Origin of the sequence: Alistipes sp. DJF_B185 (assembly GCF_964250025.1) — a bacterium.
GTDB lineage: Bacteria > Bacteroidota > Bacteroidia > Bacteroidales > Rikenellaceae > Alistipes > Alistipes finegoldii.
Map to the genome: position 1 here is coordinate 46,162 of NZ_CAXUDY010000002.1, position 14,508 is coordinate 60,669.

The 14,508-nt window shown below is 58.9% G+C and carries 11 protein-coding genes; 4 read left to right on the plus strand and 7 right to left on the minus strand.

Annotated elements, in window-relative coordinates; translation table 11 throughout:
• Positions 1–153 precede the first annotated feature (153 nt).
• A complete protein-coding gene (locus ACESTR_RS03375) occupies positions 154–2,337 on the minus strand; it encodes an LruC domain-containing protein (RefSeq protein WP_373178822.1) in 2,184 nt (727 codons plus the stop codon).
• Between the two features lie 388 nt (positions 2,338–2,725).
• Here ACESTR_RS03375 and ACESTR_RS03380 point away from each other — a divergent pair, with 388 nt between their 5' ends.
• From ACESTR_RS03380 to ACESTR_RS03390, 3 genes are read left to right on the plus strand one after another with little or no spacing between them, the layout of a single operon-like run.
• Complete coding sequence (locus ACESTR_RS03380; RefSeq protein ID WP_195559735.1) at positions 2,726–4,009, plus strand: O-acetylhomoserine aminocarboxypropyltransferase/cysteine synthase family protein; 1,284 nt, start codon at positions 2,726–2,728, stop codon at positions 4,007–4,009.
• Positions 4,009–5,025, plus strand: coding sequence for a homoserine O-acetyltransferase family protein (gene metX, locus ACESTR_RS03385; RefSeq protein ID WP_195559734.1), 1,017 nt, complete (start codon positions 4,009–4,011; stop codon positions 5,023–5,025). Before ACESTR_RS03380 ends, metX begins: the two co-directional genes overlap by 1 nt.
• A gap of 18 nt (positions 5,026–5,043) precedes the next feature.
• Positions 5,044–6,246: a homoserine dehydrogenase gene (locus tag ACESTR_RS03390; protein WP_042494227.1), complete on the plus strand. Its 1,203-nt coding sequence runs from the start codon at positions 5,044–5,046 to the stop codon at positions 6,244–6,246.
• A 103-nt stretch (positions 6,247–6,349) separates the two neighbouring features.
• Here the strand turns inward: ACESTR_RS03390 and ACESTR_RS03395 are convergent, their stop codons facing one another.
• The 3 genes from ACESTR_RS03395 to ACESTR_RS03405 form a co-directional block, all read right to left on the minus strand.
• Positions 6,350–7,690, minus strand: a complete 1,341-nt coding sequence (locus tag ACESTR_RS03395; RefSeq protein ID WP_130062642.1) for a fimbrillin family protein — start codon at positions 7,688–7,690, stop codon at positions 6,350–6,352.
• 72 nt (positions 7,691–7,762) lie between these two features.
• Positions 7,763–8,965 (minus strand): MFS transporter, encoded by a 1,203-nt coding sequence (locus tag ACESTR_RS03400; protein ID WP_195559732.1) that lies wholly within the window; start codon positions 8,963–8,965, stop codon positions 7,763–7,765.
• A 97-nt stretch (positions 8,966–9,062) separates the two neighbouring features.
• The gene (locus ACESTR_RS03405) at positions 9,063–10,529 is read right to left on the minus strand and encodes a hypothetical protein (RefSeq protein WP_130062640.1); all 1,467 of its coding nucleotides are present in this window, start codon (positions 10,527–10,529) and stop codon (positions 9,063–9,065) included.
• A gap of 164 nt (positions 10,530–10,693) precedes the next feature.
• Here ACESTR_RS03405 and ACESTR_RS03410 point away from each other — a divergent pair, with 164 nt between their 5' ends.
• Positions 10,694–11,461 (plus strand): CDGSH iron-sulfur domain-containing protein, encoded by a 768-nt coding sequence (locus ACESTR_RS03410; RefSeq protein ID WP_009598144.1) that lies wholly within the window; start codon positions 10,694–10,696, stop codon positions 11,459–11,461.
• Between the two features lie 240 nt (positions 11,462–11,701).
• Here ACESTR_RS03410 and ACESTR_RS03415 read toward each other — a convergent pair whose 3' ends face one another.
• The 3 genes from ACESTR_RS03415 to ACESTR_RS03425 all read right to left on the minus strand — a co-directional run bounded on the left by ACESTR_RS03415 (position 11,702) and on the right by ACESTR_RS03425 (position 14,504).
• Positions 11,702–12,979 (minus strand): M64 family metallopeptidase, encoded by a 1,278-nt coding sequence (locus ACESTR_RS03415; protein WP_009598233.1) that lies wholly within the window; start codon positions 12,977–12,979, stop codon positions 11,702–11,704.
• A 70-nt stretch (positions 12,980–13,049) separates the two neighbouring features.
• The gene (floA, locus tag ACESTR_RS03420) at positions 13,050–14,021 is read right to left on the minus strand and encodes a flotillin-like protein FloA (protein ID WP_195559730.1); all 972 of its coding nucleotides are present in this window, start codon (positions 14,019–14,021) and stop codon (positions 13,050–13,052) included.
• Between the two features lie 12 nt (positions 14,022–14,033).
• Positions 14,034–14,504, minus strand: coding sequence for an NfeD family protein (locus ACESTR_RS03425; RefSeq protein WP_195559729.1), 471 nt, complete (start codon positions 14,502–14,504; stop codon positions 14,034–14,036).
• Between the last annotated feature and the right edge of the window lie 4 nt (positions 14,505–14,508).

A 14,508-nucleotide genomic window follows, 5' to 3' on the forward strand; every position in this document is an offset into this window, starting at 1 on the left:
GGAGAAGGAGAAGGAGAAGGAGAAGGAGAAGGAGAAGGAGAAGGAGAAGGAGAAGGAGAAGGAGAAGGAGAAGGAGAAGGAGAACTCCCCACACAAAACAAGGCCGCAGGAAAAACCTGCGGCCTTGCGGTTCGGAATAACCGATACGAATCTTTAATAGAGCATATCCTCGTCGGCTTCGTCCTCGTACCAATCCACGTGCTGGGCACCGCCCGATGCGGCCCATGCGTTGAAATAGGTATAGGCGGTGCGGATGTCCTTGCGCTCGGCAGGGTAGCGGAACTCGCCCGAAATCATCAGCGCCCACATCATGTAGTTGTCCTTCATACCCGTTCCCTTCGACACGAAGTATTTGTACGGCTCGGCTTCGGCGAACGTATTGCCCGAAACGACCGCGAATCCGGTCGGCTTGTAGGTCGGCATATGCACCTCGGTATCGCGGCTGAATACGCCCGAACTCTTCGAATTGACGACGATAAAGGCATTGACGGCCGACTCCAGCACCGCAGCCGCATCGACGGGCTGGGTGAAAGTCACGGTCGTCGTATGCTTCACGGTCGGAACGGGCGCCGTACCTTTGGAGGTATTGATGTAGGTGCCTTCGCCGAGAATCTCCTGCGCGGTGTTAAAGAGCGGAATGACAGCATATTCGTTGCCGGATTCGAGACCCGGTCCAGCGAATGCGCCTTTGCCGAAGGCCGTGTTCGTCGTCTCGACACTGGCGACCTGCGAAGCGGCGACCTTGTCCAGCTGCACGGCGAACGCATTGAGGTGCGCGGCGCCGGCGGCTTTCAGCTCCCAGTTGATGCGGATGGAACCCACCTTGCCGCTTTCCTTGTTCACGAGCCGGTCGATGCCGGTCACGACGACCACGTCGTTCATATCGTAATCGCCGATCCACGGCCAGCCGTCCTCGAAACAATAGGTGTAGGGCGCACCGATCACCTCGATGATTTCGGGTTCCGGCTCCGGATCGGGAGTCACAGGCTCCTTGCCTCCGTTGCATTTGCTCTCGGCAATCACGACCGTCTGCTTGTCGCGCATCACGGCGCCGCCAATCAGGCTACCGGCGTCGATGACGTATTTCGCATCGGCCGCATTGTCGTAGACGACCTCCATAAGTCCCTCGAACTTGGTGCCGTAATAACGCGAGCTGACGCCCTTTTCCCGGATCACGACCACGGCCATCGGCTGGTCGGCCTGCGCCTGACTGACGATGCGCACGTTGCCGCCCGATCTGCTCGCATTGTATTCGTTCATGGAGAAGATCGAACCGGCTGCGGCATACAGCTCCGTATTGCTGTTGAAATATACCGTTCCGGCGTCGAGACCCGAACCCGAAGCGATGTAGAATTTCGCACCTTCGGCAATGACGTCGTCCGCTGCGGTATAGCAGTTCACGTAAAGCGTACCGCCGCCGCGGGCTTCGAGTTTATCCATCGTGGCCACACCTTTCTGGTAGGTCACCGAATAGTTGGTCACGTAGAAGGTCCCGTCGATGGCAACCGTGCCGTTCTCGCAGTTGTGAAGCTCGGCGTAGGTATTGAGCCGGAAATCGGCGCTTTCGACCTTGCCGTCGTTGTAGAGCTTCGCCTTGTTGGTGACTTCGACTTCACCCGCCTGCAATGCGGCCGTCGCTCCGTTGTAGAACTCGCAAGAGGTGTTGACGTTGAACAGTCCGTTGACAACGAACGTGCCTTCGTTGACGACGGTCTTGCAGGAAAAGCTCGTCTTGTCGGTCGTAAAAGTACCGCCCTCGAATACATAGATGGCCGGATTGACCGCATTCTGCTGGAGGTTGGCTTTCGCCTCCTTGATATATACTTTACCGCCCGGAAGCACCGCAAGGGTCGCCTGTCCGATAGTAACCGACGCATTGAGCGTCAGTTTGCCCGCCACGTAGAGAACCGGAGCGGAATGGGGCGAGAACTTGCCGTTCAAATTGATATTGCCCGTAATCTCGGCGCCCGCGGGAATGTAATATTCCGCCGCCGCGGCATAGGGTTTGGCGATCCAGCTGGCTCCGAGGTCGATATTGCCCGCCGGCGTCTGGCGGATAACCGCGCCTTCGGCGAAGTCGCTTTCCGTCTTAACCGGCAATGTCGGATAATCGGGCATCGACGAGCTTTCGCTGCGTGTAGCAGCGGAAGTGCGGATTTTGTGCGCTTCGGCGCTTTTCATCACGGCGCCCGCAACATTGAGAGCCGCGGAAACCGGCTGCATGCTGACCGACACGGTACCGTCGGGCAGGGTAGTCTGCACATAAAGGTTCCTGACCCCGGCGGGTAGCGTCATGGCCGTCGAGAAAACAGGCTGCGAAGCCTTTACCTTGTGCATTGCGCACATTCTTCGAGACAAAGATAAACATTATTTTTCAACTCCAAATCATTTCCGCTCATTTATTTAACAAAACAGGCCACAATCGCATCTTTGGCATGCAAAATTCCGACCGCGGGAAAGGTTTTTCCAAAAAAATATCCCGCGGCGAGCGTAAAACTCAAAAAAACCGCTATATTTGCACCATAGGAAACAGATCCGAACGCTGAAATGACTGCAATGAACACATACGACAGCCCGTACTGCAGAACACTCCGCGGTATGATGACCATGGGTATGATGTGCATGCGCAGCCGATTCCGCCGGGTGTAACCTTTCCGTATGCACGAACGACACAATCCGGCTTCCTTCGAGGTCGGATTTTTTTGTAACGAACAAACAGCGAAATATGACTCCGAAAAACTACCGATTCGAAACGCTGCAGGTACACGCAGGCCAGCAGCCCGATCCCGTGACCGGTTCGCGCGCACTGCCGATCTACCAGACCACGTCCTATGTTTTCGACAGCGCCGAACAGGGCGCGGCACGCTTCGCCCTGCGCGAAGAGGGCAACATCTACACCCGTCTGAGCAATCCCACGACCTCGGTTCTCGAAGAGCGCATGGCTGCGCTCGAAGGAGGCACGGCGGCCGTGGCCGCCGCATCGGGCATGGCCGCCCAGTATCTGGCGTTCAGCAATCTGGTCGAAGCGGGCGACAATATCGTCAGCACGTCGTTTCTCTACGGCGGCACGTTCAGCCAGTTCAAGCATACGTTCGCCCGCATCGGCGTCGAAGTGCGCTTCGCTCAGGGCGACGACATCCGAAGCATCGCATCACTCATTGACGACCGTACGAAAGCGGTTTATCTGGAAACGATCGGCAATCCCGAATTCAACGTACCCGACTTCGAACCCATCGTCGCGCTGGCGCACAAACACGGCATCGCGGTGGTGACCGACAATACGTTCGGCGCGGGCGGATTCCTCTGCCGGCCGATCGAATGGGGCGTGAACGTCGTGACGCACTCGGCGACCAAGTGGATCGGCGGGCACGGCACGAGTCTGGGCGGGGTAGTCGTGGACGGCGGCAACTTCGACTGGGGCAACGGCAGATATCCGCTGCTGAGCGAACCCTCGGAGGGGTATCACGGCTTCAACTTCTGGAAAGAGTGCGGCAAAACCGCCTTTGCGACCCGCACCCGCTGCGAAGGGCTGCGCGACATCGGCCCCTGCATCAGCCCGTTCAACGCGTTCCTGCTGACGCAGGGACTCGAAACGCTCTCGCTGCGCGTACAGCGCAGCGTGGACAACGCACTTGCGGTCGCGGAGTGGCTGGAGAAGCATCCCAAGATCGAACACGTCAGCTATCCGGGACTCAAAAGCAGCAAGTACCACACGCTGGCGAAGAAATACCTCCGCAACGGTTTCGGCGGCGTGCTGACGTTCCGTGTGAAAGGCAGTGCGGAGCAGGCGTCGAAGATCGTAGACAACCTCGGTCTGATCAGCCATCTGGCCAACGTCGGCGACGCGAAAACGCTGCTCATACACCCCGCATCGACCACCCACGCCCAGCTCGGCGAACAGGAACTGGCCGCTTCGGGCGTATATCCCAACCTGCTGCGGCTTTCGCTCGGCATCGAGCATATCGACGACATAAAGGAAGACCTGAACGAAGCGCTGAAACATCTGTAATGGAACCCCGCATTTACATATCCCCCGAACCGTTCCGGCTGGAAACGGGACACACGCTGCCGGAGCTGAAGATCGCCTATCACACCTACGGCGAACTGAACGCCGCGCACGACAACGTGGTGTGGGTATGCCATGCGCTGACGGCCAATTCGGACGTCGCGGACTGGTGGCCGCACACGGTCGAAACGGGGAAATTTCTCGATCCGGCGCGTCATTTCGTCGTCTGCGCCAACATCCTCGGCTCGCACTACGGCACGACGGGACCGCTTCATACGAATCCGCAAACCGGCACACCGTACTACCGGGATTTCCCGCCCTTCACGATCCGCGACATCGTGCGGGCGCACATCCTGCTGGCCGACGCCCTCGGCATCGGACGCATCGGCGCGCTGGTCGGAAGTTCGGTGGGCGGATTTCAGGCCGTCGAATGGGCCGTCACGGAGCCGCAACGCATCGGCAAACTGGTGCTGATCGCCACCTCGGCCAAGGCATCGCCGTGGAGCATCGCCATCGACGAGACGCAGCGCATGGCCATCGAAGCCGACCGGACGTTCGGCGAGCCGCGCGACGACGCGGGAATGGCCGGTCTTGCGGCGGCCCGCGCCATCGGCCTGCTGACCTACAGGGGATCGCTGGGCTACAACCTCACGCAGCAGGACCGCGAGGAGCTTCCGGCCGTGCACCGCGCATCGAGCTACCAGCAGTATCAGGGAGAGAAGCTCTGCAGACGCTACAACGCCTACTCCTATTACGCCATTCTCAACGCATTCGACACCCACGACGCAGGACGCGGACGCGGCGGGGTAGCGGCCGCCCTGAGTCGGATCGCGGCCCGCACGATCGTCGTCGGCATTACGACCGACATCATCTTCACTCCGGCCGAGATGCGTGAACTGCAGGGCATGATCGCCGGAAGCGTCTACCACGAAATAGACTCGCCGTTCGGACACGACGGATTTCTGGTCGAGCACGAACAGCTGAACGACATCCTCCGTCCGTTCATGAATAACGAATAATCAACAAACATGCAGCATATGGGTAAAATTAAAATCGGCCTGTTCGGATTCGGCGTCGTCGGACAAGGTATTTACGAAGTGGTCCGCAAATCGAAGAACGCCAATGCCGAAATCGTCAAAATCTGCGTCCGCTCGCTCGACAAACCCCGTTCGATCGACCGTTCGCACTTCACGGACTCTCCGGCGGAGATCCTCGACAATCCCGAAATCGACCTGATCGTCGAGGTGATCGACGACGCCAAAGCGTCGTACGACATCGTGAAAAGCGCCCTGCTGAAAGGGATTCCCGTCGTTTCGGGCAACAAGACGATGCTGGCGCACCACCTGCCCGAAATGATCGAAATCCAGAAAAAGCACAACGTGGCGCTGCTTTACGACGCTTCGTCGTGCGGTTCGATTCCGGTCATCCGCAACCTCGAAGAGTATTACGACAACGACCTGCTGCTCGAAGTGAAGGGTATCCTGAACGGTTCGTCGAACTACATCCTCTCGCGCGTTTTCGACCACAAGGATTCGTACGCCAACGCACTCGCGCAGGCGCAGGCGCTGGGATTCGCCGAAAGCGACCCGTCGTTCGACATCGGAGGCTACGATTCGCTGTTCAAGCTGGTAATCATCACGGTACACGCGCTGGGCACCTATGTCGCGCCGGAGCGCATCTTCACGTACGGCATCTCGACGATTCACGATGCGGACATCCAGTACGCCCGCGAGAAAAACGTCAAAATCAAGCTGGTGGCGCAGGTCGTGAAGGTGAGCGACGAACACTTCACGATGTTCGTCATGCCGGAGTTCGTGACGCCCGCCAAGTATATCTACAGCGTTGACGACGAGTACAACGGCGTGGTGATCCGCGGCGAGTGCTACGACCGGCAGTTCATGTTCGGCAAGGGGGCCGGAAGCCTTCCGACGGCTTCGTCGATCCTGAGCGACATCATGGCCCGCCTGCACGGCTACCGCTACGAATACAAGAAGCTGAGCTATATCCAGAAGCCCGACTATACGACCGACATCACGCTGAAGATATACGTCCGGTACACGGATACCGACATTCACGGCATCCTGAACTTCACGAAGATTCACGAACAGTACACCAGCGAAAAGAGCAACTACGTCATCGGCGACATCCTGCTGAGCGAACTGATCGCCAAACGCGACCGGCTCTGCGGCGACGACGTGTTCGTGGCCAATATTCCGATCTTCTTCCTGAACCGCGACTGACGCCGGGCGAGACCGGGCAAAACACAAAAAACGCAGTGCAACCGCACTACAGAAAAGGTCCCCGAAAACGGGGACCTTTGTTTCGTTGCAGCGCTTCAGCGCACTATTTCGCGTCTTTCACGCAGCGAAGCGAAACTCCGTTACCCGCCGGCAGCGATGAAGGCGACGGATTGCCGCCGGACGCATAGAACAACAGCGCACTGTAGCTGCTTCCTCCGTCGTCAGTCGTGGCACTCATCAGATAACCGCTTTTAGCCGACGAGACATAGTTCTTTGAAACGGAATTCCACATGCCGGCGAGCGTAAATCCGCAATCGGGACCCGCGGCCAGCGTTTGTAGTTCGTCGATATAAGGTACATGCCAGCCCTCCGGGCAGATTCCCCGAACCGGAGCGCCGGAAACGGCCTGTGCGCCGCCCAGCGCCGCAGTAAAGCTGTACAGCATGCCGTGTTCGCGGACGTACTCCGCATCCTCGTTGCCGTCGGGATACCAAATGCCCTTCGTCAGCAACGCTTCGTCGGGCACATAGCGCAGGTTCTCGGCCATCCAGACCGTCTCCCCGACAGTCGTCGTCCGGTAGGTCACGCCCCCGTAGGAGAGCGTCTGCGAATCGTCGTCGCCGCCGTCACCGCCGCCGCTGCCGTCGAGCGATCCGCCGTCTTCCCAATCACCGATATCGCCGCTGAGCGAAATTTGGATCTCCTCGTTGGTAACGAGAACCGACATATCGTACCGTCTGCCGCTTTCGAGCTGTGCCGAAGAGAGGGTTTTGCTGTGGCTCCTGCCGTCGTCCGTGGTGACCGTGACGGTCAGGGCGGCCTGCTGGGGCACCAGAATCGCGCGATAGGTAGCGCCGGGCTTCACCTCGCAGGTTTTGACCTCCGCAGCGGCGACGCCGCTTTTGGCCGCCGCCTTCGGCGCCGAATAGTCGATCTCGGCCGTCGGAACGAGTCCGCCGACGCTGACTCCGGTCACCGCCGCACTCGAACTGTTGGAGACCACGATCGTCAGCTGCGACATCACATGGTAGAAAACCATGCCGACAGGCGCCGAAACGGGCGTAACGTCGGTTTTCACGGCCGCCAGCAGGTCGGACGGCCCGTTGCCCTGCGTCTGGTCCGAGGAGACGGTGAATTCGTCGGGTCTTCCGCCTTCGGCATAGGGATAATAGGCCGTCAATACGGACTTTTCATTCAGGTCGTTGTACCACGACAGCCCGGACGCCGTAAAAGCCGTGCCGTCGTAGGTCATCGGCACGTTCTCGGCGTACGGGGCACTCCCTTTGGAGATCGTCAGACCGATACGGTCGCCGGTATCGAAATGCAGACCCGTGACGCGCGTACGGATAGCCGGAGCGATCTTCACGCAAAGCGTACCTTTCTCGGACTCCGCGCAGCCGGCCGCAATGAGGACCGCCAGAGCCATGAACAAAATCTTTCTCATCTCTTGATAATCGTAAAAAGTGACTTTTCAGTACAAAAATAAACCTTTTTACATTATTACCAAGTGTTTCCGCTAATTTTTGTAATAGGATTCGTCGAGTCCGAGAATGAAATCGTCCCGGCGGCGGAACGTGACGAGCGCGAGCGCCAGCACCAGCGCCGCATTGAAGAAAAACGGGAAACGATCGCTGTGGGTTCCGAACAGATGCCGGAAAAGGTCCACGATAAAGGGACAGACCATCACGGCCAGATAGTTCATCGCCATCACGAACGACAGCGCCAGCGTCGCCGAGCGCGGCGGGGCGATCGTCGCCGCCTTGTCGTAAATGACGGGCTGGATCACGCCGTAGCCGAAGCCCGCGCACAAAACCCCGACGACGAGCATCGTCTTGTCGCGGAAAATACCCACGCAGAGCAGCCCGGCGCAGATCAATGCGAGCGAGACGAGATTGACGCTGCGCGTCAGCCGCCGGATAATCTTGTCGATGAAGAGTCCCGGCACCATGATCGCCAGAAAGAAAAGCGAGATCAGCACGCCGGAGAACGAGCTGTCTATCTTGTAGTCGTCGACAAGAAACGAGGCGTAGAACGTCACGACCAGCACGGCGTAGGTGGCGAAAAAATAGAACAGCATCAGCCCGACGAGCTTGCGGCGGTCAATCATCTTATGGCGCATCTGGATGCTCTGCTCCGGTTCGGGAGTAGAGCGTCCGCGCCTGAGGAAAAACGACAGGGCCAGCGAGACGCCCGGCAGGGTATAGACCAGAAAGGGCAGATGCCAGTTCACATCGGCCAGATAGCCGGCGACGACGGTGGCCAGCACGAGGGTCAGGTTGTTGATCGCCGAACTGTAGCCCAGCTGGCGCACGCGGTAATCGCCCGTGAAATAATCGACCACGAGTCCCGTCGAAAGCGGAATCACCATGCCTGCGCCGATGCCGAGAATACAGCTGATGACGATCAGCCACGCCATGCTCTTGGCAAAAATGCAGGCGACGCCGCTCAGGAAGAAGACCGCAAGTCCGACGGTGAGAATCCGGAGTTTGTCCCTGCCCACGGAGAGGCGTCCCGAAAGCAGCACGAAGGGGATGATAAGCAGCGACGGAAGCGAGGTCAGCATCTGAATTTCGAGGTCGGTGGCTTTGGGAAATATCCGGTTCAGATCCCCCAGAATCGGAGATATGGCAAGTCCCGGCAGCGAGGCGATCGCCGACACGGACCAGATCGCCAGCAATACCGTAAGCGTGATCGTACCTTTTCCTGTTTTGATTTTCATTGCCCGGTAGTTTACCGTCCCACACCGCAACTGTTATACCAAACAACAACAGGCCGGCATGCTGCCGGCCCGTTGTCTTGTCTTGCATATCGGTCGTCTACAGATTCTTCACCTTCACGCAGCGCACCTGCATGCCGTTGGCGCGGGCATACGCTTCGGCAGGCGCGATGCCGCCCGTCCCGGTGAGCTTCTCGTACCAGAAATGAAGCGCGTGCGACTGCGTGCCGTTCACGGCGGTAGTCCAGTAAAGTCCCTCCCAAGGCTGCGCGATATCCGCACGGGTATACAACTTCATCTTCGCTTCATCCTTCGGAATATAAATATTCTGAATCTTGCCGTCGTCGTAGCGGCGGCGTCCGCCGCCCATGAAGAACGATTCGGCTTTTCCGTCGGTCAGCGTCCAGCCGAATTTCTCCTCGTCGCCCGCGGCGGGAGTTCCGACGATCTTAAGCCCGGCAAAAGCGGCCGAAGGAGCGACGCGCCAGCCGTAGGGGCAGGGGTCGTTCACGCTCTTTGCGCCGGCATCGCCGTCCGACGACCAGCCGGCATCGGACTTGCTCCAGAGCCAGTCGTTATTCGACTCGGCGACGCCCGTAACAAAGGTAAGCGGGTGTTTGACGGCATAATCCATCGTTCCGGTCTCGGCACTCGACGCGACCATCGTCACATAGGTGCGGCTGCCGCTGTCGTTGTACATCGCGGCGCCCTGACCGCTGGAGATCTTATAGGTGCTCGGCCCGATGAACGGATCCTTGCGGCCCCACTGGTAATAAAGACCGTAGGAGGCCAGTATCTCGGACGTCGTCGCATTGCCGTTGGCCAGCGCGCCCAGATTGCGGGTCATCATCGTATAGCCGTTCAGCTCGACCGAAGCGTTTTCGCCTTCGGGATCGTAGTCCGTCGCCCAGACGTGCCAGCTCCAGATCAGTTCGTCGTTGGCATCGTAAGCGCCGATCACGGCGTTGCCCTTGAGGATCTTATTGCTGTCTTCGGTGTCGGCTCCGATGTAGAACGACGCCTTGCCGTTCTCCATCTGCAGATACTGCACCAGTCCCGACGCAGATTTCCAGATAACGCCCAGATGATCCGTCGCCAGCGGCGAACCGTCGCCTTTGTGCATGACGTCGAACAGGTAGTTGGTCTCTTTCACGGATGCCATATAACTGTTGGCCACGCCCGCCGCGCTCAGGTCCACGGTCTTTACGACGCCGACGAAAAGCACGCCCGAAACGCTCGTCCCGCCCGGAGTGACCCCGGCCAGCACGACCGTACCCGATTCGACGGCCGTACCCTTTTCGAGTGCCGTGGCCGAAGGAGCTATGACCGTAAGCATGCCCGTGGTTTGGTCGAGCATCGGCTCGTCCCAGCCCGTGGGCTGGCTCGTAACGGAGAGCGTCTTGATGTTCCGCAGGGTGAAGCCCACTGTAGCCATGCCGCTCGGCGCGTCGATGAAGACCGCAGGTTTGTCGAACGATACGGCGCCCGAATCCTTGTCCTTACTGCACGACACGGCAAACGCCGCCGCAGTCACGACCACGGCTATCAGTTTTACGAATCCTTTCATATTGCCCAAATTTACTTTATGTCAGTTTAAAAAATCTCTGCAAAGATACCAAAAAGCGGGATAAATCCTATAAAGGCATCCCAAATATTTCATCCGTCGGGATTTGGGAATAATTATTGCCGCCTACACCCAAACGAAATATAAACTCAAATAGTATGTCCAACATGTCCAATTTGAAAATTGAAACGGGAAGCTCCCCCGCAGAGGAGCGGTTCAGCATCACCGTAACCGAAACAGGCCCCTATCTGGTATACGGGCGGCCGCCGCTGGCCGAACAGTTCATCATGCCCGACGAGTCCAACGACAGCTGGTATTTTCAGGAGGGCAGGCACTTCTCGACCGAATCGGAACCCACGGCGCTATGCCGCTGCGGAGCCTCCCGCCGCAAGCCCTACTGCGACGGCAGCCATGAAAAAGCCAGCTGGGATCCGCGACTCACGGCGCAGCGGGATGCGCTGCTCGACAATGCCGAAGTGATCGACGGCGGCACGCTTCAGATGACGGACAACGAAAAATACTGCGTCTTCGCACGCTTCTGCCACCCGCATGGCGACGCATGGTCGCTCACCGAGCAGTCGGACGATCCCGAAGCGCGCAGGCTGGCCGTCCGCGAAGCTTCGATGTGTCCCAGCGGCCGTCTCATGGCATGGGACAAAGAGACGATGAAACCCTACGAATTCCGGTTCGAACCGAGTCTCGGCCTGATCGAAGACATTACGATCGGCGCCAGCGGCGGTTTGTGGATACGCGGCGGCATTCCCATGCGGCGCGAAAACGGGCAGACGTACGAAATCCGCAACCGCGTCGTCGCATGCCGCTGCGGACAGTCGGCCAACAAGCCTTACTGCGACGGCACGCATGCCGCAATCAAGTGGCGGGACGAACTCAACGGCGAACCGGTCGGCGAAACGCTCCCCGAAGAGGTGTACTGAACCGGCGGCGACGGGACGGAGGCTTCCGCGCCGTAGCGCCCCCGGCATCCGAAACGGGAAATCCGGCGCCCGGCTCCGGCGTTATCCGGCAGGGCCGCCTGCAATCCCGCCACAACATCTTCCACGATACGGAAAGAGAGGACCGTCCGAGACGGTCCTCTCTTCGTATTTCAATCCGGCACAATCCCGGAAACGCAGATTCCCGCAGGCTTTCCGGCCTTGCGGGAATCCGGAGTTCTGTCATTTGCAGAGAAAGTCGATATAATCGACAATAGCCTTGCTGCAGACCGGACAGAACTCGTCCGTTTTGTGCAGGTTGTTCATCAGGCAGTTCCGCCACGGGCGGTAGACACCCTCGGCGGCATACCCGCCGCCTTCGAAAACGCCCACGACACCGTCGTACTCCTCCGTGTCGGGCGTCGGCACGGGAGTTCCCTCCGCCACCATCCGGCTCCAGAATTTATCCCCGAACCCGACGAGCGTCGTCAGGTTGGGTTCCCACGGTTCGATACTTTTCGCGTACATGTCGTCATAGGAGGTCGTGCCGACATATTCGTCGCCCAGCCCCAGCAGCAGATGGCCGAACTCGTGGACATGGATTTTTCCGGTGCGCGTGGGGTGGTGCGCGGCGCTGATGCCGTAAAAGTTGAAAATCCCGCCGCCACCGTATTTCTGTGTGTTCGAAAGCACATAGATATAATCGTAAGGCACATGCGCCGCCATGTCGCGCAGACGCTGGAAATCGGTCACCATCTGGTAGCGTTCCGAATCGAAGGTATAGAAACTCGCGCCGCAGGCCGTATTGCGCCAGACGTTTTCACCGGGGATGGTCACGCCCGAATCGTCGGAGGGAGCCCACACGGCGCGGACGTTGAAGCGCGCGGCGTTCTCCTTATAGGGCGAATAGCTGAAAAATTCGTCGGCGAACGTGCGGCAGGCCGACTCGAATTTGGCCCGCTCGCCGGCCCCGTAGCCCTCAGGCAGCAGGACGATGTCCACACGCTGCGCCGAATTGCCGGAATACATCACCTCGAACGTCTCGCAGCGGGGCGTGAACCGCTCGATAAAATAGGAATCGGGGTCGATATTCTGGCTGAAACGCTTCTCGAAACGCCCTTTGCCGTTGCGGGTAAAAATCTCGATCCGGCACGGACGTTTGGGATAGGGGAACACCACCGATTCAGGATAGGAGCGGCGCACGCTGTCGGCTTCGGGCGTACTCTGCCACTCGTTGAAAAGCGTGCAGAAGCCGCGGGAATAGATCTCCCGGCCCGACGCCCGGTCCACGATACGGAAAAACTGGTTGCCGTATCCGGTCGTATCGACCAGCGAGACCTTAGACCCTGCCCAGTAAGGCTCCTCCTTCAGCGCGTCGAAGAAATACTCCTCCGAGCGGCTGTCTCCGGCGTGATAGTAGTCGAAGCGCATCGTTTTGTCGAAAAAACAGTCGGCGAACGGCGTCTGCGCAGCGGCGGAGACGCCGGCTCCGAGAAACAGCAAAATAAAAATCTTCTTCATGGTTCGCAGCATTTCAGGGCGACAAAAAAGGGGTACGCACAGACGTACCCCCGAATCGGCCCGTTACGGGTTATTTCTTCTCCGGCCGTGCGATCGTCTCGCGCATCGTCGTGTCGGCCATGATGTTTTTCATTTTGTAGTAATCCATGATCCCCAGATTGCCGTTGCGGAACGCTTCGGCCATGGCCAGCGGCACCTCGGCTTCGGCGAGAATCACCTTGGCGCGGGCGTCCTGCGCCTTGGCCTTGTTTTCCTGTTCCAAGGCGACAGCCATGGCGCGGCGCTCCTCGGCCTTGGCCTGCGCGATGTTCTTGTCGGCCTGCGCCTGATCCATCTGCAGCTGGGCGCCGATGTTCTTGCCCACGTCGATATCGGCGATGTCGATCGAAAGGATTTCGAACGCCGTGCCGGCGTCGAGTCCCTTTTCGAGCACCACGCGCGAAATCGAATCGGGATTCTCCAGCACGATCTTATGCGAAGCCGCCGAACCGATCGACGAGACGATGCCCTCGCCCACACGCGCCAGCACGGTCTCCTCGCCGGCGCCGCCGACCAGCTGTTTGATATTGGCGCGCACCGTAACGCGGGCCTTGGCGATCAGCTGGATGCCGTCCTTGGCGACGGCCGCTACGGGCGGGGTGTTGATGACCTTGGGGTTCACCGACATCTGCACGGCCTCGAACACGTCGCGGCCCGCGAGGTCGATGGCCGTGGCCATCTTGAAGTCGAGCATGATGTTGGCTTTCTGGGCCGATACCAGTGCATGCACGACGTTGGTGACGTTGCCGCCCGCGAGGTAATGGGCCTCCAGTTCGTTGGGATCGAGACTCAAGCCGGCTTTCGTGCTCTCGATCATCGAAGAGACGATCGTCGAGGGCGGCACCTTGCGCCAGCGCATCAGGATAAGCTGCAGCAGGCTGATCCTCACGCCCGACACCAACGCCGAGAACCAGAGTCCTACGGGTATAAAATAGAAGATGAGCCAGATCGCAAAAAGGCTCACGAAAATTATAAGAACGATCAATCCACCCTGAAAATCCATAGTTTTTTGTTTTTATTTGGTTGTTTTTACGATGACGCTGAAATTCTCGAACCCGACGACTTCGATCTCCTTCCGGGGGTCCACATAGGCGCCCAAGGATTTGGCCTCATAAGTCCGTCCTTTCACCTCGATCTTGCCCATCGGCGAAAGGCGCGAGAGGGTCGTGCCGCGGTCGCCGACGCTCAGCTCCTGTTCGGGCAGGGTAGGCATGCTCGACGAATTGATTTTCTGTTTGAGCGAGAAGCGCTGCCACGTCTTGGCGCGCAGCGAAACGACGGTGGCGATCAGCGACAACACCAGAATAACCAGCACGACCACCGAACCGGCGACGGGGCCGAGATCGCGGAATGCGAGGTAGATCGAACTGCCGTAGCAGACCAGCGCCAGAATCGCGCCGATCGACACGCCCGGCAGCAGGACCAGCTCCGCCACCAGAAAGAGCAGGCCGAAAAAGATGAGGAGTACAATATAGAACATCGTCATAGGG